Annotated in this window: 29 protein-coding genes; 11 read left to right on the top strand and 18 right to left on the bottom strand. The window is 45.7% G+C overall.

Going from position 1 to position 25,587, the window contains the following annotated elements:
* Window positions 1-87 precede the first annotated feature (87 nt).
* From H7F26_RS14810 to H7F26_RS14800, 3 genes are all read left to right on the top strand, one after another.
* Window positions 88-294, top strand: a complete 207-nt coding sequence (locus H7F26_RS14810) for a YlaI family protein (protein ID WP_003181456.1) — start codon at window positions 88-90, stop codon at window positions 292-294.
* A 136-nt stretch (window positions 295-430) separates the two neighbouring features.
* A complete protein-coding gene (locus H7F26_RS14805) occupies window positions 431-1,912 on the top strand; it encodes a monooxygenase (RefSeq protein ID WP_003181453.1) in 1,482 nt (493 codons plus the stop codon).
* A gap of 88 nt (window positions 1,913-2,000) precedes the next feature.
* A complete protein-coding gene (locus tag H7F26_RS14800; RefSeq protein ID WP_003181450.1) occupies window positions 2,001-2,507 on the top strand; it encodes a MarR family transcriptional regulator in 507 nt (168 codons plus the stop codon).
* A 21-nt stretch (window positions 2,508-2,528) separates the two neighbouring features.
* On the opposite strand, the gene H7F26_RS14795 is transcribed toward H7F26_RS14800, so the two are convergent.
* Together H7F26_RS14795 and typA are read right to left on the bottom strand one after the other, a co-directional pair.
* On the bottom strand, window positions 2,529-2,849 hold the full coding sequence (locus H7F26_RS14795; RefSeq protein WP_003181448.1) for a YlaH-like family protein: 321 nt from the start codon (window positions 2,847-2,849) through the stop codon (window positions 2,529-2,531).
* A 57-nt stretch (window positions 2,850-2,906) separates the two neighbouring features.
* The gene (gene typA / locus H7F26_RS14790) at window positions 2,907-4,745 is read right to left on the bottom strand and encodes a translational GTPase TypA (protein ID WP_003181446.1); all 1,839 of its coding nucleotides are present in this window, start codon (window positions 4,743-4,745) and stop codon (window positions 2,907-2,909) included.
* A gap of 161 nt (window positions 4,746-4,906) precedes the next feature.
* Here typA and H7F26_RS14785 point away from each other — a divergent pair, with 161 nt between their 5' ends.
* Window positions 4,907-5,095 (top strand): YlaF family protein, encoded by a 189-nt coding sequence (locus H7F26_RS14785; protein ID WP_003181444.1) that lies wholly within the window; start codon window positions 4,907-4,909, stop codon window positions 5,093-5,095.
* A gap of 73 nt (window positions 5,096-5,168) precedes the next feature.
* Here the strand turns inward: H7F26_RS14785 and H7F26_RS14780 are convergent, their stop codons facing one another.
* The 7 genes from H7F26_RS14780 to H7F26_RS14750 form a co-directional block, all read right to left on the bottom strand.
* A complete protein-coding gene (locus H7F26_RS14780) occupies window positions 5,169-5,465 on the bottom strand; it encodes an anti-sigma factor family protein (protein WP_003181442.1) in 297 nt (98 codons plus the stop codon).
* Between the two features lie 4 nt (window positions 5,466-5,469).
* Entirely contained in the window at window positions 5,470-5,985 is a 516-nt protein-coding gene (locus H7F26_RS14775; protein ID WP_003181440.1) for a sigma-70 family RNA polymerase sigma factor, read from the bottom strand.
* Window positions 5,986-6,258, bottom strand: coding sequence for a hypothetical protein (locus tag H7F26_RS14770; RefSeq protein WP_003181436.1), 273 nt, complete (start codon window positions 6,256-6,258; stop codon window positions 5,986-5,988). It abuts the gene before it with no gap.
* Window positions 6,248-8,173, bottom strand: coding sequence for a hypothetical protein (locus H7F26_RS14765; RefSeq protein WP_003181435.1), 1,926 nt, complete (start codon window positions 8,171-8,173; stop codon window positions 6,248-6,250). The genes H7F26_RS14770 and H7F26_RS14765 overlap by 11 nt, the downstream gene beginning before the upstream one ends.
* A gap of 108 nt (window positions 8,174-8,281) precedes the next feature.
* The gene (locus tag H7F26_RS14760; protein ID WP_003181431.1) at window positions 8,282-8,749 is read right to left on the bottom strand and encodes a GNAT family N-acetyltransferase; all 468 of its coding nucleotides are present in this window, start codon (window positions 8,747-8,749) and stop codon (window positions 8,282-8,284) included.
* Window positions 8,742-9,536: an inositol monophosphatase family protein gene (locus H7F26_RS14755; protein ID WP_003181429.1), complete on the bottom strand. Its 795-nt coding sequence runs from the start codon at window positions 9,534-9,536 to the stop codon at window positions 8,742-8,744. The genes H7F26_RS14760 and H7F26_RS14755 overlap by 8 nt, the downstream gene beginning before the upstream one ends.
* Before the next feature lie 141 nt (window positions 9,537-9,677).
* Window positions 9,678-9,866 (bottom strand): hypothetical protein, encoded by a 189-nt coding sequence (locus H7F26_RS14750; RefSeq protein WP_003181425.1) that lies wholly within the window; start codon window positions 9,864-9,866, stop codon window positions 9,678-9,680.
* Window positions 9,867-10,110: 244 nt separating this feature from the next.
* Between H7F26_RS14750 and H7F26_RS14745 the strand changes: the two genes are divergently transcribed.
* Entirely contained in the window at window positions 10,111-10,746 is a 636-nt protein-coding gene (locus tag H7F26_RS14745) for a YktB family protein (RefSeq protein ID WP_003181424.1), read from the top strand.
* A 51-nt stretch (window positions 10,747-10,797) separates the two neighbouring features.
* Here H7F26_RS14745 and H7F26_RS14740 read toward each other — a convergent pair whose 3' ends face one another.
* The gene (locus H7F26_RS14740) at window positions 10,798-11,073 is read right to left on the bottom strand and encodes a UPF0223 family protein (RefSeq protein ID WP_003181422.1); all 276 of its coding nucleotides are present in this window, start codon (window positions 11,071-11,073) and stop codon (window positions 10,798-10,800) included.
* A 255-nt stretch (window positions 11,074-11,328) separates the two neighbouring features.
* Between H7F26_RS14740 and H7F26_RS14735 the strand changes: the two genes are divergently transcribed.
* Window positions 11,329-12,801 carry an aminotransferase class I/II-fold pyridoxal phosphate-dependent enzyme gene (locus tag H7F26_RS14735; RefSeq protein WP_026080863.1) on the top strand — a complete coding sequence of 491 codons (1,473 nt, stop codon included), beginning with the start codon at window positions 11,329-11,331 and terminating at the stop codon, window positions 12,799-12,801.
* 44 nt (window positions 12,802-12,845) lie between these two features.
* Here H7F26_RS14735 and H7F26_RS14730 read toward each other — a convergent pair whose 3' ends face one another.
* Window positions 12,846-12,965 (bottom strand): GapA-binding peptide SR1P, encoded by a 120-nt coding sequence (locus tag H7F26_RS14730; protein WP_003181418.1) that lies wholly within the window; start codon window positions 12,963-12,965, stop codon window positions 12,846-12,848.
* Between the two features lie 522 nt (window positions 12,966-13,487).
* On the opposite strand from H7F26_RS14730, the gene H7F26_RS22035 reads away from it, so the two are divergent.
* Window positions 13,488-13,718, top strand: a complete 231-nt coding sequence (locus tag H7F26_RS22035; protein WP_223307093.1) for a hypothetical protein — start codon at window positions 13,488-13,490, stop codon at window positions 13,716-13,718.
* A gap of 118 nt (window positions 13,719-13,836) precedes the next feature.
* On the opposite strand, the gene lpdA is transcribed toward H7F26_RS22035, so the two are convergent.
* The 5 genes from lpdA to H7F26_RS14700 form a co-directional block, all read right to left on the bottom strand.
* Window positions 13,837-15,249: a dihydrolipoyl dehydrogenase gene (lpdA, locus tag H7F26_RS14720; protein WP_003181410.1), complete on the bottom strand. Its 1,413-nt coding sequence runs from the start codon at window positions 15,247-15,249 to the stop codon at window positions 13,837-13,839.
* Between the two features lie 4 nt (window positions 15,250-15,253).
* The gene (locus tag H7F26_RS14715; RefSeq protein WP_003181409.1) at window positions 15,254-16,546 is read right to left on the bottom strand and encodes a dihydrolipoamide acetyltransferase family protein; all 1,293 of its coding nucleotides are present in this window, start codon (window positions 16,544-16,546) and stop codon (window positions 15,254-15,256) included.
* Window positions 16,547-16,708: 162 nt separating this feature from the next.
* A complete protein-coding gene (pdhB, locus tag H7F26_RS14710) occupies window positions 16,709-17,686 on the bottom strand; it encodes a pyruvate dehydrogenase complex E1 component subunit beta (protein ID WP_003181406.1) in 978 nt (325 codons plus the stop codon).
* Window positions 17,687-17,689: 3 nt separating this feature from the next.
* On the bottom strand, window positions 17,690-18,805 hold the full coding sequence (pdhA, locus tag H7F26_RS14705; protein WP_003181403.1) for a pyruvate dehydrogenase (acetyl-transferring) E1 component subunit alpha: 1,116 nt from the start codon (window positions 18,803-18,805) through the stop codon (window positions 17,690-17,692).
* Window positions 18,806-19,204: 399 nt separating this feature from the next.
* Window positions 19,205-19,873 (bottom strand): YkyA family protein, encoded by a 669-nt coding sequence (locus H7F26_RS14700; RefSeq protein ID WP_003181401.1) that lies wholly within the window; start codon window positions 19,871-19,873, stop codon window positions 19,205-19,207.
* Window positions 19,874-20,129: 256 nt separating this feature from the next.
* Between H7F26_RS14700 and H7F26_RS14695 the strand changes: the two genes are divergently transcribed.
* Together H7F26_RS14695 and def are read left to right on the top strand one after the other, a co-directional pair.
* Window positions 20,130-20,261 carry a YjcZ family sporulation protein gene (locus tag H7F26_RS14695; RefSeq protein WP_003181399.1) on the top strand — a complete coding sequence of 44 codons (132 nt, stop codon included), beginning with the start codon at window positions 20,130-20,132 and terminating at the stop codon, window positions 20,259-20,261.
* A 121-nt stretch (window positions 20,262-20,382) separates the two neighbouring features.
* Entirely contained in the window at window positions 20,383-20,937 is a 555-nt protein-coding gene (gene def, locus H7F26_RS14690; RefSeq protein ID WP_011197950.1) for a peptide deformylase, read from the top strand.
* Between the two features lie 34 nt (window positions 20,938-20,971).
* Here def and H7F26_RS14685 read toward each other — a convergent pair whose 3' ends face one another.
* Window positions 20,972-22,402, bottom strand: coding sequence for an IS1182 family transposase (locus tag H7F26_RS14685; RefSeq protein WP_026699437.1), 1,431 nt, complete (start codon window positions 22,400-22,402; stop codon window positions 20,972-20,974).
* Window positions 22,403-22,517: 115 nt separating this feature from the next.
* A complete protein-coding gene (locus tag H7F26_RS14680; protein WP_003181395.1) occupies window positions 22,518-23,294 on the bottom strand; it encodes a Cof-type HAD-IIB family hydrolase in 777 nt (258 codons plus the stop codon).
* A gap of 399 nt (window positions 23,295-23,693) precedes the next feature.
* On the opposite strand from H7F26_RS14680, the gene H7F26_RS14675 reads away from it, so the two are divergent.
* Together H7F26_RS14675 and rnjA are read left to right on the top strand one after the other, a co-directional pair.
* Window positions 23,694-23,903, top strand: coding sequence for a DNA-dependent RNA polymerase subunit epsilon (locus H7F26_RS14675; RefSeq protein WP_003181393.1), 210 nt, complete (start codon window positions 23,694-23,696; stop codon window positions 23,901-23,903).
* 4 nt (window positions 23,904-23,907) lie between these two features.
* Window positions 23,908-25,575, top strand: coding sequence for a ribonuclease J1 (rnjA, locus tag H7F26_RS14670; protein ID WP_003181391.1), 1,668 nt, complete (start codon window positions 23,908-23,910; stop codon window positions 25,573-25,575).
* Window positions 25,576-25,587: the final 12 nt, after the last annotated feature.

Here is a 25,587-nt window from a genome sequence, read left to right as displayed (position 1 = left end):
GGTACAGGCTTTTTCCTTTTTTCTAATAGAGAAAATTTATTTGTCAGATCGATTAAGGTATAATGGATCGTAAGCGAGGTGAATCAAGTGAGGGTAAAGTGTTCATTGTGTGACAAAATCGAAAAAATCGATGACGACACACTCATTGCCAAACGTCTCCGAAACCGGCCGATACATACCTATATGTGCCATGAATGCAGCGAAAGAATTAAAATCAAAACCGAAAACCGGATGAAAACCGGCCGTTTTAAGTTATATCCGCACAGAAAAGATAAAGAGCAGATCAAGTCATAAAAGCATGGACAAGCTCCATGCTTTTTTTATCTCTTTTTGTTACATAAGTAACAAAATAACAGAATATAGTTGATAAAATTTTCATTTGTAGTATTTTAAAATTGTTTCATATGCAACAAAAAAGGAGTGATTGATCATGGATTTTGATGTATTGATTGCAGGCGGCGGCCCCGTCGGTCTGCTGACGGCTTCCGAGCTGGCTTTGGCCGGCGTCCGGACCTGTATTGTCGAACGGCTGAATGAGCCTTCTCCATTCTCAAAAGCGCTCACACTGCATCCTCGCTCAATCGAAATACTTGAAATGAGGGGGCTTGGAGAACGATTTAAGGAAATTGGCAAGCCGCTCGGTTCGGGGCACTTTGCAGGTCTGAAGACTGGATTGGATTTTTCTGCGCTTGACACGCGAGCCAATTTTACACTGTTCATCCCCCAGTACGAAACTGAGAAGGTGCTTGAGGAACACGCGAGGAATCTCGGTGTCTGCATCCTTCGCGGTCATGAAGTTCTCGCTGTCCGCGAGCATGAAGACACCGCCGAGCTTGTCGTCCAGGGTCCGGACGGCCTGTCCTTACTAACCGCTTCCTATATCGTCGGTGCCGACGGGGCCGGAAGCACCATCCGCAAGCAGGCGCGCATCGCTTTTTCCGGAACTGATGCGAATATCACCGCAATGCTTGGTGATGTGTCGCTTGAAAATCCGCCGGAATCGCATTTCTATACTTGCGTGAACCGTGAAGGCGGCGTTGTGATCGTGCCTTTAGACGGCGGCATTTTCCGCGTCCTCATAACGGCGCCGCATATGCCCCAAGCTTTGCTTCACGAGCCCGTCACACTGGAAGAATTAAAAAAAGAACTCAGCCGCATTTGCGGTACGGACTTTGGAATTAACAGCCCGGTTTGGATGTCCCGCTTCGGAAATGCCAGCAAGTTGGCGGAGCATTACCGTTCCGGCAGAATTTTTTTAGCTGGAGATGCCGCGCATATACATTTTCCCGCAGGTGGACAAGGTTTAAATGTCGGGCTTCAAGATGCGATGAACCTTGGCTGGAAGCTCGCAGCAAAGATCAACGGACGGTGTCCCGGCTGGCTGCTTGACAGTTACCATCATGAAAGACACCCTGTCGGCAAAGCGCTGATCGTCAATACACAAATCCAAACAAAGCTGTTTGATTTTACGCGTGAAGGGCTGTACCTCCGTGAATTGCTATCCGGCATACTCGGATTTTCAGACGTCAATCGCTATCTGGCAGAACAAATTGCAGCGCTCAGCGTGCAGTATGATGCAGATGAAAAAATGCCTGAACATGAGCTGAACGGTAAACGCCTGCCCGATATTGACCTGACCCTTTCAGATGGTACTGTCAAACGACTTTACACATTTCACCGCGATGGACGTTTCTTATTAGCAGCATTCGGAAAAGAACCGAAGGAATTTTCCAGACTGCCTCATGTCCGGCTTATGCAACTGAAAGCGATTGACGGACGGCCTGAATGGAATGGCGTAAAAGCAGCGCTGATCCGCCCCGACGGCCACATAGCCTGGGCTGTGGACGAATCCCTGGAAAACGCGGAGCAATTGATTGCCGATGGAATCCGCCGCTGGTGCGGAAACGCTTAATCTGCAATCTGTTTAACCATTTTGTTTCACGCGTAACAAAATGGTATAATCAAAGCAGAATAATCGATTAAAGGAGCCGGTTTTCTGCATGGAACATTTAACACACGCCAAACAAGAAATATTTGACCTGTACATCAGGCTCATTCATCAGCAGGAGCAGCAAGAAACCGTCATGAAAGAGCGCATCTCCGCAGAAATGAAAAAGATGGAGCGCGAATTCGGAGCTGAAATGAGACTCAATATGTCTGACATCCATACGATCAGCTGCATTGGCGACCACGAACCGATCAACGTCACCTCGATTTCCGAGAAGATGGAATTTTCAAAAGCGACGGTCTCAAGGATCACCGCAAAGCTGACCGAAAAAGGGCTCGTCAGCAAAACACAGCTCAGCGATAATAAAAAAGAAATCTACTTCCGTTTAAGCCATAAAGGGAGAAGCATCCATCACCTTCACCAGCGGGAGCACGATAAAATCGAACAAAGATTTAAACGATTTTTAAGCCGGTATTCATTTGATGAGATCCTTTTTGCCAGGGCTTTGTTTCGGGACTTATTAACGGCGGATTTTCTCGCGGATACAGAAAAGACATAGCCTTCTTCGGCTATGTCTTTTCTACGTATTCGCCCCCGTCTGCTCTTTTTTCGAACGGTGCAGGCGGATTTTATAAATCGAAAGGATTAAAACAGCTACGATCAGCCCTTCTCCAACCGGCAGAAAAACGCCGAAAAAAGTTAAAAACGTACAGCCTAATGCCAGAAAAAAGTAAATGATCGCCGTTTTCAACAGCGGCAGCCGTTTGGCGAAACCCAGTTTAAAGACGACCGCAGACAGGACGAAGATGGTGGCATAAAGCCACCACATTCCCGCCTCGGGATTCTGGTCCACTTTATAGAGAGCGGCAAAAAACGACAGCCGTTCACTTACATCAGTCAAAAAGATTCCCCTCCCCTTTGCTTAGTTGGGTTGCTCTTTTTTTAGGTTCTGCAAATATTACGACAATCCTGCCAGCTTTTTCTTTTTCGCTGCTTTTTCGCGTTCGTTTTTGTCGAGAATTTTCTTTCTCAATCTGATGGATTCAGGTGTGACTTCGCAGTACTCATCCTCGTTCAAGTATTCAAGCGATTCTTCAAGCGACATGATACGCGGTTTTTTCATGCTGACCGTCTGATCTTTCGTCGCTGAGCGCACGTTTGTCTGCTGCTTCATTTTGTTGATGTTGACGACAAGGTCGTTTTCACGGTTGTGCTCGCCGACGATCATGCCTTCATATACTTCTGTGCCCGGCTCGACAAAAATCACGCCGCGCTCTTCAACGCCTTGAATGCCGTAGGCTGAAGCTTTCCCGGTATCCATTGAGACAAGCACGCCTTGGCGGCGCCCGCCGACTTGCCCCGGCTCAACCGGCTGATAGCTGTCAAACGTATGATTTAAAATCCCGAAACCGCGTGTAAGGGAAAGGAATTCGGTTGAGTAGCCGATTAATCCGCGTGAAGGGACATTGAAAATCAGGCGGACTTGCCCGTTTCCGTTATTGATCATGTCGATCATTTCACCTTTGCGCGCACCCATTGATTCCATTACAGATCCGGTATGCTCTTCAGGCACATCGATTTGTACGCGTTCAACAGGCTCACAGCGAACGCCGTCGATTTCTTTAATGATGACTTCCGGCTTCGATACTTGCAGTTCAAAGCCTTCGCGGCGCATGTTTTCGATTAAAATCGACAAATGCAGCTCACCGCGTCCTGACACGATCCATGCGTCAGGAGATGGCGTCGGATCGACTCGAAGGCTGACATCTGTCTGCAGCTGCTGTTCAAGCCGCTCTTCAATCTTCCTGGCCGTGACATATTTTCCTTCGCGACCGGCAAAAGGACTGTTGTTAACCGCAAACGTCATTTGAAGCGTCGGTTCGTCAATGCGAAGAACCGGAAGCGCCTCTTGATGCTCAATCGGGCAGACGGTTTCTCCGACATTGATGTCTTCCATTCCTGATACAGCGACAAGGTCGCCGGCTTTCGCTTCTTCAATCTCGACTCTCTTCAAGCCCTGGAAACCGAAGATTTTCGTGACGCGGAACGGCTTGACAGAACCGTCAAGCTTCATTAAAGCAACTTGCTGTCCGACCTTCATCGTTCCTCTGAACACGCGTCCGATTCCGATACGGCCGACATAATCATTGTAGTCAAGCAGAGCCACCTGGAACTGCAAAGGCTCCTCATGGTTATCGACAGGACAAGGAATATGGTTGACAATCGCTTCGAATAAAGCCTCCATGTTTTCATCCTGCTGCTTCGGATCTGCTGACGCGGTGCCGTTGATCGCAGAAGCGTAAACAACCGGGAATTCAAGCTGTTCTTCATTTGCATCTAGCTCGATAAACAAATCGAGCACTTCGTCAACGACCTCTTCAGGACGGGCAAAATCGCGGTCGATCTTATTGACAACAACGATCGGCGTCAAGTTTTGCTCAAGTGCTTTTTTCAGCACAAAGCGGGTTTGCGGCATGCAGCCTTCATAAGCGTCGACAACAAGCAGAACGCCGTCGACCATTTTCATGATCCGTTCAACTTCCCCGCCGAAATCTGCGTGTCCCGGAGTATCCAAAATATTAATGCGTGTATCTTTATAATTAATCGCCGTATTTTTCGCTAAAATCGTAATGCCGCGCTCTCTTTCCAAATCATTGGAATCCATGGCGCGCTCAGCCACGTTTTCATTTGCACGGAATGTACCGGCCTGATGGAGGAGCTGATCCACCAGCGTCGTTTTTCCATGGTCAACGTGGGCGATAATAGCGATATTGCGAAGATCTTCTCGAAGTTTCACATTTTCATCTCCTAAAAAAATTAAGATAATCTTTCATATTATAACTGACAAACAAAGTTATTTCAATTTGTTTCAAATTTTCAGCTCCCATTGCCCCTTTCTATCCAGCGCGATTTTCTGTAAACTAACAGTAGACTTCATACTAAGGGGATGGAAAAACAGTGAAACAAATCAAATGGATTTTCTTATTATTCGCACTTGCTGCAGTGATCAGCATCATGATGATCGGAGTTGCAGTCGCCGAAAAAAGCGCAGCCGGCGTCGCAATCGCCATCGCGATTCTGATCGTCATTATGGGAAGCGGTTTTACACTGAAAAAAAGAATGCGCGAAAAAGGCCTGCTTGAATAGGAAAGAAGCCCCTACCGAATGAAGGGGCTTTTGATTTTATATCAAAAAACCGGCGGCTGGTTGCCGCCAGTTCTTATAAAAAGAATAAGTAAATCAAAAGCATCAGCAAGTAGCCCCCGCCAAACAGCGCTGCCCCTTTGAGAATCAGCCTTTGATAATACGCTTTCCTGAACTTTTGTTCTTCCGCTTCTTCTGCTTCCTTTGGCAATCCTCCGTCATCATGAAAATTGACAGGTTCCCTCATCATGTCGTACATTTCCCGGCAATCCTCGCATGTCTTAATGTGTGCGGCAACCAAACGTTCCGTTTTGCGGCTGCAATCGCCTTCTATGTATAAAGGCAGTAAATCTCTTACAAGATGGCATTTCATATTGTTAAACCTCCCTGCCTTCCAAGCTTTTTTTCAGCTCCAGGCGGGCCCGGTGAAGATTGGTTTTTACCTTTGACAGTTTCCAATTCAGCACTTCCGCTATTTCCTCGTATGACAGCTCTTGAAACTCTCTTAAAATGAGGACAGTCTGGTAATCTTCTTTCAGCCGGTCAATGTGATGTTTCAGCTCTTCCTGCATTATGGCGTTTGCCAAATGGCGCTCAGGCATTTCAAATGTGTGCTGTTCCATATCGCCGCAGGCCGCCACGTCGGAAAATTGGATTTTTTTATCTTTTCTGTACCAGTTGATAAACGTATGATGTGCGATCGTATACAGCCATGTTTTGATCGAGGAATGGCCCCTGAAAGACTCCAGGCCCGCAAAAGCTTTTAGAAACGTATCCTGCGCCAGGTCTTTCGCCGTCTCAAGCTGATGGGTTCGCCTGTACAAATAGTACATGATGTCATGATAATATTCCCTGTACAGTTCTTCAATCGTCTGTTTTTTATTGTGAGCCATTTAGAAAAAAAACCACACCGTCATCCAAATCGATAGGAGCAGGAAAGCACCATATAACGAGTAAACAAAAATCTTGATATGAAGGAGCTTCTGATGATCATCTGTTTTTTGCATGCCGGGGAGCTCTCTATTCCCGGCTGCTGCCGCTTCAGCCTGATCCTGAAAAAACTGCTCATGCTCTTTCATCCAGATCATCGTTTCCTCTTCCAGTTCACTTTCTTGATAGAGCTCATACAAATCGATAAACACCGCTTTTTTTTCTTCATTTGTCATCAAAATGTTTCACCTCATCTGTCTCGGCATCAACCAAGTATGCGTCATGTTCATTTGAGCCGAACGGCTGGATGATGACAAGCCACGCATAACGGCTCTTTTGATCCCCGTCTGAAACGATTACAAGCTTCGTCCGTTTATGATAGACCAGCCCTTTTTGATAGCGTTCAGACACTTTCTGAAAAGCTTTTTCCCCGTCTGCATACGTGTAGGGGGGTTTTTCATCTGCTTTTTGAAAGTTTTTTCTCACCGTCAGATAAGCTCCCTCTTCATGTTTCGTCATGGTCCAGACCGTATTTAACACAGCATCGCTTTCTTTTTTCTGAAATTCTATCAGATCCTTTTCTAACTCCACCCTTTTCAGATTGGAAATGTCTTGATCAAATAATGAAAGCAAGCGTTTTTCAAGCTCTTGTCCGCGATAAGGCAAGGCGCTTTCAGATTTGATCGAAATAGCCGTTAATGCACCTGTTACAGGGTGGAACTCCATCCCCATTCCGTCACTTGTCTTTATGTTGATGGATGCCGAGTTGAGGCTGAATGGGAATAATAAATCAATATCTGTCAGCCGATAAGATGAGACGGGTATGCCCAGCTTACGATAGACGGCTTCAACTCCCCGCTCGATATCCTCACCAGAAACGCGGGCTTGGTTCACGCTTTCTAAGCTGTAAACAGACGCGTCCTCATGGAATCCCATCAGAGTCTCCTTCCGCCAAGTAAACCACATTGTGCTTAATTCAGGATCCTCGCCTTCACGGTAAAATTCAACAGTAGCTTCGCCGTCATCACGGCTGACCTTTGCCTTGATTTGTTTGTCAAGTTCGCGGCCGTGTTCCCTTAGAAATTGCTTCGACCGCTTGATATATGCCTGACCGGACAGGATATTCCCGCTAGGCTTTTTTTGATTGTGATAATTGGTGATCATTCCCGTCCAGCCGTCAACGTCCGCATCGTAATCTTTCGTTTTGAAATGATAAACGTTATGAAAATCCTGGTTGGTAGCTGACAAATAGATAAAGCTCTCTGTCGGAAAAAACGAGCTGACAGTCTGCTTCGCTTCTTTAACCGAAACAGGCCGAAAATTGGCATCAACCACGTCTGAAACCTCCGGGTGTGAGATTGTAAAAGCGGCATCCGCCAAATTGTAAAAAGGATTGAGGTGAAGCGTGAAAAATACGGCGGTGCCCGCGGCTAAAACACGCTTCACCATCAACAAAGGCTTTCTCGAGTCATTCAGCAAGTGATATGTCATAAGAAAACCGATCATTGTCAGAAATACGTTCAGCGGAAAAAATTCGTATCCAAGCTTTTTGATGAAGAAACCGCCGATCGTCACAATATAAAAAATCAAAAGGAGAACGTAACGGTTTCTTTTCCAATAAAGCTGAAAAAACAAGCAGATCATCAGTCCCGGTATTCCGACAATCAACAACAGAACGAGCGGCAATTCTTCAAGCTCCTCCGCTCCAAATTCCTTCAAATAGGCGGCAAAGCTGAACAGCGATTGGAAAAGCGGCATCGCCATCACCGCAATGTCAAATGCAAAAAACAGCCCCTTGCCCCCTTTTTCCGCGAGTGTCATCATATAATGAAAAGAGACAAGCAAAATATAGCCGAACAGCAAAAACTGCATAAAAGGCAGAAGCGCATCTTGTTCGTCTATGTACAGGTTTGAAAACTCAGCGGCTTTCATTTGGTGAGCCAATTCAAACGAAAGGGCGCCAACCAGTATCAGCCTGAGAACGATGCCTGCATAAAAAAAGAGGCGCCGCCTGCACACTTTCGGATGAAATGACACGGCATACAAAAGGACAAGGCCTGTCACACACCACTGAATGACAAGCATGCTCTGTCTGCTTAAAACAAAATAACGTTCAAAATGGAGCACATAATCACTAAATAGTTCGATCAATTTCCACAATTCCTTTACATCAAATTAAGGCCTCATCTTTATAGACAAACGACGCTGCATATTGTTTCATAAAATCATAAAAAAAAGAGACCTGTTGTTAAACAAGTCTCATTGCAGCCACAAGGGAAGGGGCAAAACCATGATCAAATATCGTTTTCCCTTTTCATCTTTTTCCGTTTTCAGCTGTTCAAATCCTGAACGGGCCAGCATGTTCAACCATTCGTCTTTCTCATAAGGCACTGCCGCAAACAACGCTTTATGCCCCTTTTCTCTCAAGCGTTTTCCGATCGTTTTGATCACTTCTTTTGCCCGGCCTTTTTTGCGGAAATCGGGATGGACAAGAAGCGTTCCGAGCCAAGGCTTGCCATTAGAAGGCGCCCATTCGAGATGAAAGCTGAGAGCCGCCGGCAGTCCCCCGTCTTCCCACACGAGCCATTCACCGTTATACATCGCATAAGCACTCATATAGCGTTCCAGGCTGTTTCCGTCAAGCTCTTCCTTCACCCACCCGGGGCTCGCTTCGGCCAGCTCTTCAAAAAAGGCGAGATCAGAAGAAGAGAAAGACCTGCTATTCATGCGGCAAATATTCGTCGAAAATCGCCCGGTGAGCTGCCGGATTGCCGGCTACGATGCTGTGGTTTTCAAGAAAATTGAGCGGTTTCCCGTCAATGGTTGTATATGTTCCGCCGACCTCGTCAAGCAGAATGCAGCCGGCAGCGTAATCCCAAGGAGCGAGCCTCATCGTCACATACACATCCATTCTGCCTGCCGCTACATAAGCGAGTTCCAAAGCCGCTGAACCGTATGAACGGGTCCCTCTGACGCGCCTGACAAGCGGGGATAATACGCTTGGATCGATCCGTCTGTTCTCGGTGATCCATGTCGCATTGATGGCCAGAATCGATTCCTCAAGCGGCACTTCTTTCATCTTGCCGAGCTTTGTATTGTTCATGTAAGCACCTTCGCCTTGAAAAGCATGATAAAGCTCATCGTGAGTCACATCATAAATCAAGCCGATTTTGCCTTTTCCGTTTTCAAAAATGCCGATTGAAATCGCAAAATTGCGTTTTTGATGAATAAAGTTCATCGTACCATCGATCGGATCGATGATCCAAACGACGCCGTCCAAAGATGTGAGCTTGTCCCCTTGGCCTTCTTCGCCAAGAATATGATGATCCGGAAAAACCGATTGAATTTTTTCAATGAAAAAACGCTCTGTTTCCTTGTCAATGTTTGTGACAAGGTCATTTGGATTCGATTTCGTTTCAATCGTCATCTTTTCTTTCATTGATTGCTTAATTCTCTGACCAGCTTCTTTCACCCAGCTTTTCGCCAGGCGATCGATTTCCTTCCAGTTTGTCATCACACTACCTCTTTTCTATGTATACCTGTTGATTTATTCATAGCATACTGATATTAACCGGGAAAAATCAAGAAAAATGACAAATATCCAGGCAGCCCAGATAAAAACGAACCTCTCAAACGGTTCGTTTTTATTATGGTTTCAACCATGTAATCTGATCCATTCTTTTCTGAGTCGTTCCAGTTTGCGCTTGCTCAACTCGATTTGGGTTTCATCCTTTTTTTCCATAGCTTCAAAAAGCGTTGCAAGTTCATAATCGACCTCAAGCCTCCAAACAGCGGCCCGATTGTCTTTTTCCTCTTTCAATCCTTGTTTTACTATTGGTTTCATGTGCCCTACGCCCCCTCCAGAGAAAATTGATTTCAAAAGGAATCCTTCTGGCTTTAAGTCCTAAGCGTGATATATATTAATTTCTTATTCATATCGTATGAAGTGCTCAAACATTCGCAACGTTATTCTAAAAATTGTGTGTTTACCTAACGATTCCCCAAATTCCGCAAGGCGAAACGTAATTTTTTGTTTGAAAAGCCGACTGTGATACAATATCTTTACTGATTGGACAAGGAGGAACACAATGAGCAGTCTGCGTTTTACTGAAGAGGATTTTCGTACATTTACAATAGAAGGTTTAGATGCGCGGATGAGCGTTCTGAAAGACACAGTGCGCCCGAAACTTCAAGGGCTCGGCGATCATTTTGCGCCTGTTCTGTCCGCTTTGACAGGAGACGAAATGTTTGTCCACGTCGCCAAGCACGCGCGCCGCTCAGTCAATCCGCCGAACGACAGCTGGGTTGCTTTCGCAAACAATAAGCGCGGCTATAAAAAGCTGCCGCATTTCCAAATTGGTTTATGGGAAACCCACGTTTTCGTATGGTTTGCATTGATCTATGAGTCCCCTCTCAAGCAGGAATACGGCCAGCTGTTTAAGAAGCATCTGCCGGATATTGAGAGCAGCATTCCAAGTCGCTTTTTCTGGTCGGCCGATCATACGAAACCGGATGCCAAGAGACAGTCTGAGATGAATGAAAAAGATCTGGAAAACCTGTTTGAACGGCTCGTCAACGTGAAGAAAGCAGAAGCGCTTTGCGGTATTCAGCTTTCTAAAGACGAGGTGCTGCATATGAGTGAAGAGGCGTTTCTATCCGAAATCGAAGCGGCTTTTGAAAAGCTCGCCTTCCTTTACCGCCTGACGCAGAAAGTATCGGTATAATCAAAAAGGGATGGCCGGTGGTGCCATCCCTTTTTGTTTTGGATTTTCTCATTACATTTTAATTTTCGTATCTTCCGTTTGTTCCTTTGCTTTTTTGACTGCTTGATACGGAGAGTAGTCGCTCGCTTCTTCAAACTGGCTGCACAGCTTTTTTTCCTCCGCTTTTCCCGGAACGATTTCTTTAAAGCGGCGGTAAGCACTCATCAGCACGTCTCGCTCTACGCCTTTTTCATAAGCGAGCTCAACCGCCTGAAAAAACGATATGACGTCTATCGCTTCCTCTGTGCTCCAGTCTTCATTCATCGGATATTGGTACCCTTCTTCCATTTGGTTCATCTCCTTGTGCAGTTCAGCCTGACGGCTTGTATAGCTTTAGTATTGGTTCTCTTTTTTGCGACTATCCATAGGGACCTAGAAGCCCCTTACAGGAAAGATGATAAAATGTTCTTTACATTCTTTCAAGAACATAATATAATTCATTTGTTTTATGCCATCAAGCAAAAACGCAAAATAACTCAACGATTTTTGATAAAGAATAGTCTTTAAGGAAATAGCAGGTTTATCATGAAGGTGGGAAAACAATTGTTGCAGCACGAAACACCCCTATATACCGGATTAAAAAAACACGCCGGCAAAAACCCGATCCAGTTCCATATACCGGGGCACAAAAAAGGCTCTGGGATGGACCCTGAATTCAGGGAGTTTATCGGAGAAAATGCATTAAGCATAGATTTAATCAACATCGAGCCTCTCGACGATCTGCACGCGCCGAAAGGAATAATCAAACAGGCGCAGGATCTGGCGGCTGAAGCATTCGGAGCCGACTACACGTTCTTTTCCGTCCAGGGAACGAGCGGCGCCATCATGACGATGGTCATGGCCGTATGCGGACCCGGAGACAAAATCATCGTCCCGAGAAATGTTCATAAATCGGTGATGTCAGCGATCGTCTTCTCAGGCGCCGTACCGATCTTCATCCATCCGGAAATCGACGATGAGCTGGGGATTTCACACGGGATCACCCCTGAATCAGCGAAAAAAGCGCTGCTTGAGCATCCTGACGCAAAAGGACTGCTCGTCATCAACCCGACTTATTTCGGCATAGCTGCAGACTTAAAAAGCATCGTCGAGCTGGCTCATTCTTTTCATGTCCCGGTGCTAGTTGACGAGGCGCACGGCGTTCATATCCACTTCCATGAAGATCTGCCTCTTTCGGCAATGCAGGCCGGAGCGGATATGGCGGCGACGAGCGTTCATAAGCTCGGAGGATCCCTTACACAAAGTTCGATTCTCAATATGAAAGAAGGTCTGGTTTCAAAGGAAAGGGTGCAATCGATTTTAAGCATGCTGACGACGACATCGACCTCCTATCTATTGCTCGCTTCGCTTGATGTCGCCAGAAAACGCTTAGCCACAGAGGGACACGAACTGATCGAACAAACGATTAAGCTCGCCAACGAAACAAGGGAACGCATCAATAATATCAACGGGATTTCATGCGTCGGGAGGGAAATCCTCGGCTCCAAAGCGGCTTTTGACTATGATCCGACCAAATTGATCATATCTGTGAAAGACCTCGGCCTGACCGGTCATGATGTGGAAAAATGGCTGCGCGAGTCATGCCAAATCGAAGTGGAGCTTTCTGACTTATACAACATCCTGTGCATTTTTACACCGGGAGACCGGAAAGAGGATGCAGATGCGTTAATTAAAGGATTAACCGAGATTGCTCAACAGGCCGCTTCATCTGCGGAAAACAGACGCAAGCCTGAAGTGCTTCTGCCAAACATTCCGGCGCTTGCGATGACACCGCGTGACGCTTTTTACGCAAACACGGAGATCATTCCGTTCAAAAAAGCAGCTGGCAGAATGATTGCCGAGTTTGTTATGGTTTATCCGCCAGGGATACCGATCTTCATTCCGGGCGAGATCATTACCGAGGATAATATCAACTACATCGAAAAGAACCTGGAAGCTGGGCTGCCTGTTCAGGGACCGGAAGATGACACCCTCCATATGATCCGCGTTATTAAAGAACAGCAGGCAATCCTGTAAAAACATAAAAGCATGCGGCACTGTAAATGGCCGCATGCTTTTTTCTATTCTTCCTCTTTAAGATGGCAGTTGCACTGTCCGCACGTTCCGTAAAGTATCGTCACTTTCTCATCTTCAAAATGCTGAATGGTTTCATTGCAGTCTTGACAAACGATCGTGCCCATCTTTCATTCCCCTTTTCTTTTCAAAATGGAAGCGTTTAAATTTGTTACCCCTATAATATTATGTCACATTAATATTGTCAACGGTAAATTGTATAACACATTTAAATCATTTTTGCTCTTTTTCTAAAAAAAGGCCATCATGTTATATATGTATTCCTGCTTAAGGTATAAGCAGAACGCTTCCCGGCTGATTCCGACGATGTACCCATCAAACACGCTCAACCTACAACATCTCATAAATAAAACGGCAGTTATCAATTGTGTAACAAATGGGTAACAACGAAAAATTATTTCAATTATCATGATAAAATAGGAATTGTTTACTAATCGAACAGGAAAATCGGCTTGCATTATATAGAGAGGTGAAGAGACGTCATGTGGTTTCGAGCGATATTCACCGCCGCAATTTGTTTCCTTTTTTTGACGAGTGGATGTTCTTTATCTCACATCATGCCTGACCAGCAGCATCAAAGCACCAATCACCGCCACCTCAAGCTCATCTTTTTTTCCGATGACGAGCATATGGAGCAGGAAGTGGCTTATTATGATGCGCTTTTGGATTTAAAAAAAGAATTTCCCGAACAGGTTTCAAGTATGGAAATTTCACATGATAAAGGCGAGTGGAAAAAAGAGGTTAAAGTCTTTCCAAGCTTGCTGCTTGTTAATGATAAGAAAGTACTGGTTAAAATTGAAGGAAAAATAAAAGATAAAGATAAAATTGTAAGGCTTCTTCAAAAGGAATTGAAACATTAAAAGCCCCCTGTGCATGTGCAAGGGGATTTTTTTTCTGCTTCACATGTATCCCGGGCAATTTGTCATGCACCCGAATAAGAGAAAACATAAAAAACCCCCTGCAGAGGGGGTTTTTGATTTATTTTACAACGTGGATCGGCATGCCGATGGCAACTTCTGCAGCTTCCATTGTGATTTCTCCCAATGTAGGGTGAGCGTGGATTGTCATTGCGATATCTTCAGCAGTCATTCCTGCTTCGATTGCCAAGCTCAGCTCAGAAATCATGTCAGAAGCGCTTGCTCCGGCGATTTGTGCACCGATGACTAAGCCGTCTTCTTTGCGTGTTACAAGTTTAAGGAAACCGTCAGTTTCGTTTAATGACAGCGCACGTCCGTTTGCTGCAAACGGGAATTTGGCTGCAGTCACTGAAAGACCTTCTTCTTTAGCCTGTGCTTCAGTGTAGCCTACAGATGCAAGTTCAGGCTCAGAGAATACGACCGCAGGAATTCCAAGATAGTCGATTTCCGCAGCTTCTCCGGCAATCGCTTCAGCAGCAATTTTACCTTCATAAGAAGCTTTATGCGCAAGCGGAGGACCTTCGATGATGTCACCGATCGCATAGATGTTCGGAATGTTTGTACGGCATTGTTTGTCCGTTTTGATGATGCCGCGGTCCGTCATTTCGACGCCGACTTGTTCAAGTCCGAGCTCGTCCGTGTTTGCAACGCGGCCGACAGTGACAAGTACGTAGTCCGCATCGATCGTTTGCTCTTCGCCTTTCACTTCGAACGTAACGGTTACGCCGTCAGCTTTTTCTTCTACGCCTTTAGCCATTGCTTTTGTATGGATTTCAACGTTGCCTTTTTTCTTCAGGTTGCGTTTCACAAGAGAGCTCATTTGCTTCTCAAATCCTGGAAGGATTTCTTCTCCGCCTTCAAGAATGACAACTTCAGTACCGAAGTTTGCATATGCAGTACCGAGCTCTGTTCCGATGTAGCCGCCGCCGATGACAACGAGCTTCTTAGGAATTTCTTTCAGTGCAAGTGCGCCTGTTGAATTCAGTACGCGGTCGCTATATTTGAAGTTTGGCAATTCGATAGGGCGAGAACCTGTTGCAATGATCGCATTTTTGAACGTGTAAGTCTGAGCTGAGTTCTCATCCATCACGCGTACAGAATTGCTGTCTACAAAGTATGCTTCGCCTTTTACGATGTCGACTTTGTTTCCTTTCAGAAGGCCTTCAACACCGCCGGTAAGCTTATTAACGACAGAGGCTTTCCATTCTTGAACCTTTGTAAAGTCAACTTTTACGTTTTCAGCAGTGATCCCCATCTCTTCAGAATGCTTCGCATTCTCATAGCGGTGGCCTGCATTGATAAGCGCTTTTGAAGGGATACATCCGACATTCAGACATACGCCTCCAAGATTGCCTTTTTCGACGATTGTTACTTTTTGTCCAAGCTGAGCAGCGCGGATGGCAGCTACATAGCCGCCAGGTCCCGCACCAATGACAAGAGTATCTGTTTCAATAGGGAAATCTCCTACTACCATTACATTACGCCTCCATTAAAATTAATTGTGGATCGTTCAGCAAACGCTTGATGTGATTCAACGCGTTTTGTGCAGTTGCGCCGTCGATCATACGGTGGTCAAAGCTTAGAGAAAGAGCCAGAACAGGTGCAGCGACGATTTCGCCGTCACGAACGACAGCTTTCTCAGCGATGCGGCCGATTCCAAGGATCGCAACTTCCGGATGGTTGATAACCGGTGTGAACCATTGACCGCCGGCAGAGCCGATATTCGTAATTGTGCAAGAAGCGCCTTTCATTTCAGCAGGAGCAAGTTTGCCTTCGCGTGCTTTTGTCGCAAGCTCGTTGATTTCGTTTGAAATCTCAAAAATCGCTTTGCGGTCCGCATTTTTAACAACCGGCACAAGCAGGCCTTTTTCAGTGTCTGCCGCAATACCGATGTTGTAGTAGTGCTTCTGAATCACTTCATCTGTATTGTCGTCAATTGATGTATTCAGGACTGGATATTTTTTCAGAGCTGATGTCAAAGCTTTTACCACGTAAGGCAGGTAAGTCAGCTTAATTCCTTGATCAGCCGCAACTTGTTTAAACTGCTTGCGGTGAGCGACAAGGTTTGTCACATCGACTTCGTCCATTAATGTAACGTGTGGAGCGGTATGTTTTGAGTTGACCATAGCTTTTGCAATGGCTTTGCGGATTCCGCTCATTTTCTCGCGAGTTTCAGGGAATTCGCCTTCAGGCACTTGAACCGCAGCTGCAGGTTGCTGTGCAGCAGGTTCTGCTTTCTCTTCAGCTTGAGCAGCCTTAGCGTCTCCGGCAGTTCCTCCGTTTAAGAAGCTGTCGATATCTTCTTTCAGAACGCGGCCGTTTTTGCCGGAACCTGAAACATTCACGATATCAACGCCTTTTTCGCGGGCATACTTGCGAACAGATGGCATTGCAATGACGCGCTTATTCGGATCTGCATCCGCTTGCTCGTTTGCTTCCGCTGCTTCTGCAGGTGCATCAGTTTCTTGTTTTTCAGCTTCTTCCGCTTTCGCTTCGCCTGATTCGTCGCCTTTGAATTGAAGATCTTCGTAACCTGGTGCATCAAATGTGATGATCGTCTGCCCAACGGTTGCGACTGTTCCCTCTTCAACTTTTAATTCTAATACTTTTCCTTTAACAGGTGAAGGAATTTCTACAACTGCTTTATCGTTTTGTACCTCTGCCAAAACGTCATCTTCGTTTACCTCGTCGTTTGGCTTGACGAACCATTTCACGATTTCGCCTTCGTGGATTCCTTCCCCGATATCCGGAAGTTTAAATTCAAATGCCACAGTTCTCGACCTCCTAAGATTATTACGTAGTTGATATAGTGGTCGGCCTCTTGTTTAGGCCGACTGTCAGTACACGGCTACAGTTTCTCCGACTGACTGTGGAAATGCATGAAGGGAAAAAGGCTGATATCAGCTTTTCCCTTTTGAATTGTTCAGATCTAATTAAAATTCCAATACTTTTTTCGCAGTTTCAAGCACGTCTTTATGGTTTGGAAGCCATACGCTTTCAGCTTGAGAGAATGCGAATACAGTATCAGGAGCAGTGACGCGAAGCACTGGAGCTTCGAGGCTCAAAATCGCGCGGTCGTTGATTTCGGCAACAACGTTTGCAGCTACTCCAGCCTGTTTTTGCGCCTCTTGAACGACGATTGCGCGGCCTGTTTTTTCTACAGACGCGATGATCGTGTCAATGTCAAGCGGGCTGACTGTGCGAAGGTCGACAACCTCAGCAGATACGCCTTCTTTTTCAAGCTCTTCCGCCGCTTTTAATGACTCGTGAACCATCGCTCCGTATGTGATGATGGAAAGGTCTTTTCCTTCGCGTTTCACATCGGCTTTGCCGATTTCAATTGTGTATTCCTCTTCAGGAACTTCCTGGCGGAATGAACGGTAAAGTTTCATGTGCTCAAGGAAGACAACCGGATCGTTATCGCGGATCGCAGAGATTAAAAGTCCTTTAGCATCGTACGGAGTTGAAGGAATAACGACTTTAAGTCCAGGCTGCTGTGCAACGAGTCCTTCCAAGCTGTCCGCGTGAAGTTCAGGCGTATGAACACCGCCGCCGAACGGAGAACGGATTGTCACCGGAGAATTCCAGCGGCCGCCGGAACGGTAGCGCATCCGTGCCATTTGTCCGGAAACAGAGTCCATCACTTCATACACAAAGCCGAAAAATTGAATTTCCATTACAGGACGGAAGCCTTGTAAGCCTAAGCCGAGTGCAAGGCCGCCGATACCAGATTCAGCAAGAGGAGTGTCAAATACGCGATCCTCACCAAACTCTTTTTGCAATCCTTCAGTCGCACGGAACACGCCGCCGTTAACACCGACGTCTTCTCCGAAAACTAAGACATTTTCGTCATTTTTCAGTTCTGTGCGTAACGCATCAGTGATTGCTTGAATCATTGTCATTTGCGCCATGGCTTACTTCGACTCCTTCTCTTTATAAATTTCCTTTTGTTCTACAAGGTTGTAAGGAAGCTCTTCATACATAATGTCGATCAGGTCGGTCACTTTTTGCTTCGGCTCTTCGTCAGCTTTTTTGATCGCCTGCTTGATTTCTTCTTTCGCTTCTTCAATTACCTTGTTTTCTTCTTCTTCAGACCAAAGGCCTTTGTTTTCCAAGAACTTGCGGAAACGGACAAGCGGATCTTTCTGCTCCCACTCATTCTCGATTTCTTTTGTACGGTATTTTGTCGGATCGTCACCGGCCATAGTATGAGGACCGTAACGGAAGCAAAGCGTTTCGATCAGGGTAGGGCCTTCGCCGTTTACAGCGCGCTCGCGTGCTTCGCGTGTCGCAGCGTATACAGCAAGGGCATCCATTCCGTCTACTTGAACGCCGACGATACCTGCAGCCGCAGCTTTTTGGGCGATTGTTTGAGCTGCTGATTGCTTTTCAACAGGTGTTGAAATCGCATAGCGGTTGTTTTGAACAACGAAAATAGCTGGAGCTTTATACGCACCGGCAAAGTTGATTCCTTCGTAGAAGTCACCTTGGGAAGCACCGCCGTCTCCAGTATAGGTGATCGCCACAGCCTGTTTGCCGCGTTTTTTCAAGCCGAGTGCAACGCCAGCCGTTTGGATGTATTGCGCACCAATAATAATTTGCGGTGAAAGCGCATTGACATCGTCAGGCATTTGGTTGCCGCGGAAGTGTCCGCGAGAGAACAAGAATGCTTGATAAAGCGGAAGTCCGTGCCAGATCAGCTGCGGAACATCACGGTAGCCCGGAAGAACGAAGTCTTCTTTTTCAAGCGCGAAATGCGTAGCAATTTGAGAAGCTTCCTGACCGGCAGTCGGCGCGTAGAAGCCAAGGCGGCCTTGTCTGTTCAAAGAAATAGAACGCTGATCCAAAATGCGTGTATACACCATGCGGCGCATTAATTCTTTTAATTGATCATCAGATAGATCCGGCATTGCCGCTTCATTAACGACTTCGCCTTCTTCATTCAAAATTTGAAACGTTTCGAACTGCTTTTTAATGGCATCGAATTGCTTTTTGCTATCAACGATTGCTTTTTTCGTTTTTGCAGCCATATAAAGTCACCTCTTCCTTTCTTTTGACAGTCATAGACGTGTATCCCTTATACATACAGAATTAGGGTGTCCTAAATTGACGGGCGCAACTCATATTTATTTCTTATTAGCCGCTTTGATGGTTGTCGAAACTTTTATGTAAGGACAGCACAACGCGTTCTAAAACTGTATCACTTATAGTTTATGACAAACTAATACAACAAGTTCCACCAAGGCTAAGTTTACACCAGTCGATCATGATCGTCAATCGTTTTCATTCCTGAATTTCAATAAATGTATTCGCTTTATCGGATTTCTGTTTCAGCGTTGTCAAGACTGCTGCAAACTGTTCTAGTATAGATAACAATCTGTATTACAATAGCGATACAGATTTTGTCGAAAAAAAGAGGGCTGAACAATTCAGCCCTCTTTCATCTCAAACCCCGCAGCCTTGTAAAAATCTTTTCTGGCTTTGTTGTAGTCCTTTGTATACTCATTGAAATGCTTGCTTTCTTTCAGCACTTTGTCATACGATTGATTGATTTTTTTCAGCTGCTCCTCAAGGTCATCCAGTTTAAGCCCTTTATTTTTGAGCAGCTTGTACAGCTCTTTGTCAAGGCCGATTGCGTTTTGATAGGCGCCATAAAGAGAGTCGTATGCTTTGTAGCGCTTTTCCATATAAGATGCAGCGTTCTCAGCCTTTTTCCTGACCTTCTGATCATCGATTTTTTCTGCCGACGCTTTATTTGCTTCAAACTCCTGCTTTGCTTCATCTATGCTTTCTTTCTCAGAATTCAAGTGCTTCTCGCGTTTGCCGGCTGTCTTCAGCGCTTTGTCGGAGAGCGCAGCGATCCGGTCAAAATCATCCATATTGAGCCTGATCATTTCCTCGTAAAGCTTCGATTCGGCTTTTTCAAGACTTTTAAGTGAACCCTGCTCTTGTTTAAAAGGCTCTTCCAATTCCACGATCTTCTCCAGCGAGCCGTGAAACGACTCGACAGGATCCTTCCAGAGACAGCCTGTTAATACAAATGCAGCCGTGCAAAAAACGACGATGCCTGCGGGCACCCGCATATTTGAAAATTTCACTATGAACTTCCCCCAATCTCGACAAATTCCACTATAAAATGAATTCGCTTGTTTGACAACAGAAGTCTAAAGATATGGACAAGCCGATATCAGATCGGTATGCAACCGCCTTCGCTTTTAGACCAAACCTTTAGGGAAAATTCCTTGAAGCTGGGCATTCGACTATACAACCTTTGGACTTTTACATAGTTTATATTAGACGCCATGCCTACTAAAAAGAAAAGGCTGTGCGTAAAATAACGGAGGAGGTCTTTATATGTACGGTTATTGCTGCCCTGGATACGGGTACGGCGGCGGTTATGGATACGGCTACGGCCGCACATTCGCTTTGATCGTCGTTCTCTTTATTTTGCTGATTATTGTAGGGGCCGCTTATTTAGGCTGCTAGCCCCTGATGGATCCGTCATGACCAGCCTCCTTTAGGCTGGTCATTTTATCATGCACAGAGATTGCGCGGAAAGAGCAAGATCCGCTATACTTTACATAATGAATCGTTGGGAGTGAAGATGTTGATCACAATGGAAAACATTGTCCGCGACGGTCATCCTGCTTTGAGAACCGTCGCCGAAGAAGTTCAATTGCCAGCAAGCGAAGAAGAAATCAAACAGCTGAGCGAAATGATCGAGTTTGTCAAAAACAGCCAGGACCCCGAAATCGCTAAAAAGTACAACCTTCGTCCTGGTGTCGGTCTAGCCGCTCCGCAAATTAATATCAATAAACGAATGATCGCCGTTCATGCCGAAAGCGAAGACGGGACACTATACAGCTATGCGCTTTTCAATCCGAAGATCGTCAGCCACTCTGTTCAAAGATGCTATTTGACAAGCGGCGAGGGCTGCCTGTCCGTCGACGAGCCGATTCCCGGATATGTTCCGCGCTATGAACGGATCCGAGTCAAAGGAACGACGCTTGAAGGCGAAAACATCGACATCCGCTTAAAAGGATATCCGGCGATCGTATTCCAGCATGAGATCGATCATTTGAACGGCATTATGTTTTACGACCACATCGACAAAGAAAACCCGCTGAAACAACCTGAAAATGCAACGCCTGTAGGCAGGTAAAGTCATAAAAAAAACGGATCATTTCTGATCCGTTTCAGACCGTTGACAAAACAGGTCGGATTTTAAAAATCCGACCTGTTTTTGTCCATTTTATTCTATTATTTCGATCAGAAGGCTGGCGGTTAGGACCTTTCCAGGTCCAATTCGCCAGCTTTTTCAGATTCATGGCAGCGAAAACAAGCATCGCCTGCATGGACAATTTTTTCTTTCCCCGTAAGGTTGTCCAGCGCAAGCCATGCTTATGTTTTAAATCGGCAAAAACTCGTTCGATCGTCTCTTTACGTTTGGCATAGATTTGTTTATTCTCTTCCGTATGCCGAAGATGATCAGCTTCGTCTAAATGATCCTGCCAGATATGTCTGTGAATCATCTTTCGATGATCTCTACTTTCTATACACGTATGTAGTAATGGACATTGTTTACATCGATTTGGATCTGAAGCATACTCTCGATAACCTTGCCGATTGGTTGTGCGATAGGAGAGAATATGGTCTTGCGGGCAGATATAGACATCATAAAATTCATCGTAAACATACTCGTGTTTTCTCATGAATCCTTTTTTGGTTTGCGGACGCGTGTAAGGCATAACAGGGCGAACGTTTTCTTCATGAAGAAATTTTGCGATAACCGGTGTTTTGTATCCGGCATCAACTGCGACCGTATGAGGCTTGGCGACGCGCTCTTTCACTTGTTGAAACAGGGTCGTGAACACTTGGCTGTCATGAATATTGGCAGGCTCAACAACCGTCCCCAGCACAAATCCGTTCCGGTCACAAGCTGTATGAAAACCATAAGCAAAAAGGCGTTCCCGTTCACCCTTTACAAAATAGCCGCTCTCAGGATCTGTTGTACTTTCTTTTATTTCTCGTTCTTCTGAGCATTGCCTGGGCTTTAAGGGCTTTTTGCCGTTGGCTTCGCGATCGGCATTAATTTCTTGATCTAACTGTTCCTGATAAGCTCTTGTTTCTTTTCTTACGATCTTTTTCACAAACTTTTTCTTATTGGCATTCGCTTTGACATGTGTGCTGTCGATGAAGGCAACCGAAGGATCGACGAGGCCGAGATCCATGGCCTGACGTAAAATCCTATAGAAGATTGTTTCAAATAGGTCTGTGTCATGAAAGCGACGTTCATAGTTTTTACTGAAGGTTGAAAAGTGAGGGATTTTTTCAGAGAATCCATATCCAATAAACCAGCGATAGGCTACATCAGTTTCGATTCGCTTAATGGTTTCGCGCATGGAGCGATGACCAAACACGTATTGAATGAGCACCATTTTAATCAGTACAACAGGATCAATACTTGGACGCCCTTTTGAAGAATAAAGAGGGGCAACTTTTTGATAAATAAATGAAAAATCAATGGCTTCTTCCATCTTCCTGACCAAATGGTCTTCAGGTACAAGCTCACTTAAGGCAACGACTTCAAGCTGTTCACGCTGATCTTTAGAGTGTTTGGTCAACATGGTAAAACCTCCAAAAATTAGATTCCACACACATTTTAACAAAAAAAGCTTGTCGATCAAGCCACTTTTTTGTGACTTTGTCGACAAGCTGAACGGATCATTTCTGATCCGTTTTTTATGATTTCAAAAGTCCGAGCGCTTCCACCGCGTATTGAATGCCGTCTTCATCGACGGGCTTTGTGATAAAGTCGGCTATTTTTTTCAGCTCGGGCACAGCGTTGCCCATCGCTACTCCGGTTCCCGCAAATTCGATCATCTGCAGGTCGTTCAGACCGTCCCCGAACGCATAAGTATCCTCTCTGTCGAACGGAAGTTTTTCAATGACTTTTTTGATTCCTTCCGCTTTCGATCCGCCTGAAGGCAGCACATCTGTGGAGCGCTCGTGCCAGCGGACGAGATCAAACTCTTTAAACCGGCTGTACCGCTCTTCCTCGTCTTGCGTGCAGAACAAGAGGACCTGGAAAATGTCCCTGCCCTTAAAGTAGGTACGATCCTCTTCCGGCGGATTGACTTTTAAGCTGCCGATCCCTTCATCGACGAACGGATGGGCGGCAGTTGTAGAGCGCATCCCCTCTTCCCCCATGAAGACGAGGGGGTGGCCGCAGCTGTCCGAATGCGCAAGCAGCGCTTCTAACGACTGCTCGGCAATGGGATTTTTATAAATGACCTCTCCTTCAAAAACGACATATTGTCCGTTATAAGAGACAAAAGAATCGATGCCCAGTTCTTCAAGAACAGGCCTGACCATAAACGGCGCACGGCCTGACGCGATGAAAACATGATGGCCGTGCGCTTTCAAATCGGAGACGGCCTGTTTTGCGGTGGCGGGAATGCGTTTATCGTGATCATAAATCGTTCCGTCAATATCAAAGAAAATCAGCTTTTTATCCATGGCAGTGAATCCTTCTCCCTTAGCTAGTATGATTGATGGTTCTCCTGTACCATCATACAAAAACTGCGTACGCGAGAAAACCTTTTCACTCCAAAATCAAAACTAAATCAACATGCCAATAATATCCATGTAACAATAGACGGATTCATCATATAATAGAACTAAAGAGATACGGAAGTTACTCAGACAAGTCAGAGAAAGGAGGAACCCGTATGCTTCGCCGTCTGCGGAAAAAATTAAAAAAACAGCTGAATGGCATGATGCGCAGAAAGTCGATTGCCTAAAAGGACCTTCACTCGTGTGGAAGGGTCCTTTTTTTCTCAGGCGCTTTTCTTATGAGCCAATTTCGAATATAATAGAAAGATGAGTCTAACAATCGGCAGTTAAGGAGAGATTTGGATGATCTATAAGGTATTTTATCAAGCAAGCAATGACGAAGTACCTGTTCGTGAAAAAACAGATTCAATTTTTGTGGAAGCTCAATCTGAACGTGAAGTCAGATCTAAATTAAAACCATACAACTACAATATTGAGTTTATACAGCAAGTTGAAGGCGCTTTTTTAGAATATGAAAAGCAAAGCGAAAATTTTAAAGTATTGGAGTTATGAATGAATGAAATTTGTTAAAAATGACCAAACGGCTGTATTTGCCCTTGGAGGACTTGGGGAAATCGGCAAAAACACGTACGGGGTCCAGTTCCAGGACGAGATCGTGCTCATCGATGCGGGGATTAAGTTTCCGGAAGACGAGCTTCTCGGAATCGACTATGTCATCCCTGACTACACTTATTTAGTCAAAAACGAAGAAAAAATCAAAGGTCTTTTTATTACGCACGGACACGAAGACCACATCGGCGGAATTCCGTACCTGCTCAAACAGGTGAACATTCCGGTTTACGGCGGACAGCTCGCCATCGGCCTTCTCAGGAAGAAGCTTGAAGAGCACGGTTTGCTTCGCCAAACAAAGCTTCATATCATTGAAGAAGACGATATCGTCAAATTCAGAAAAACGTCGGTTTCTTTTTTCAGGACGACCCACAGCATTCCGGACTCATACGGGATTGTCGTAAAAACACCGCAAGGAAACATCGTACATACCGGAGACTTTAAATTCGATTTTACACCGGTGGGCGAACCCGCCAACTTGACAAAGATGGCCGAAATCGGAAAAGAAGGCGTGCTTTGCCTGCTGTCAGACAGCACAAACAGTGAAATCCCTGATTTCACGATGTCAGAGCGCAAAGTCGGAGAAAGCATTGATGATATTTTCCGAAAAGTCGAAGGCCGGATCATCTTCGCAACCTTTGCGTCAAACATCCACCGCCTGCAGCAGGTGATCGAAGCGGCTGTTGCAAACGGACGGAAGGTTGCCGTATTTGGGCGAAGCATGGAGTCGGCGATCGAAATCGGCCAAACGCTCGGATATATTAAGTGTCCGAAAAACACTTTCGTTGAAGCGAATGAAATCAACAGGCTCCCTGCCGGGAAAGTGACGATTCTCTGTACCGGAAGCCAAGGCGAACCGATGGCTGCTCTATCTCGAATTGCAAACGGCACACACCGGCAAATCTCCATCAATCCCGGGGATACGGTCGTATTTTCATCATCTCCGATCCCGGGCAATACGATCAGCGTCAGCCGCACGATTAACCAGCTTTACCGGGCGGGTGCCGATGTCATCCACGGAGCTGTGACTAACATTCACACCTCGGGACACGGCGGACAGGAAGAGCAAAAACTGATGCTCCGCCTCATCAAGCCAAAGTTTTTCATGCCGATTCACGGTGAATACAGAATGCAGAAAATGCATGTCAAACTGGCGACAGACTGCGGAATTCCTGAGGAAAACTGCTTTATTATGGACAACGGGGAAGTGCTTGCTTTGACAAGCGAAGAAGCCTCAGTTGCGGGTAAAATCCCGTCAGGCAATGTTTATATTGACGGAAGCGGCATCGGCGACATCGGCAATATCGTGCTTCGCGACCGCCGGATTCTTTCCGAAGAAGGGCTCGTCATTGTCGTTGTCAGCATCAACATGAAAGAATTCAAAGTGTCCGCAGGGCCTGACTTAATTTCCAGAGGATTTGTCTATATGAGAGAATCCGGTGATTTAATCAATGATGCCCAGGAACTGATTGCAGGACACCTTAAAAAAGTGATGGAGCGCAAAACGACACAGTGGTCTGAAATTAAGAACGAGATTACAGACACGCTTGCTCCTTTCCTCTATGAAAAAACAAAACGCCGGCCGATGATCCTTCCGATTATTATGGAAGTCTAATCGCGGATGCGG

The organism is Bacillus sp. PAMC28748 (genome assembly GCF_014250415.1).
GTDB lineage: Bacteria > Bacillota > Bacilli > Bacillales > Bacillaceae > Bacillus > Bacillus licheniformis.
Note: the sequence above shows the minus strand (reverse complement) of the source record. Positions and strands in the feature narration are given on the sequence as shown.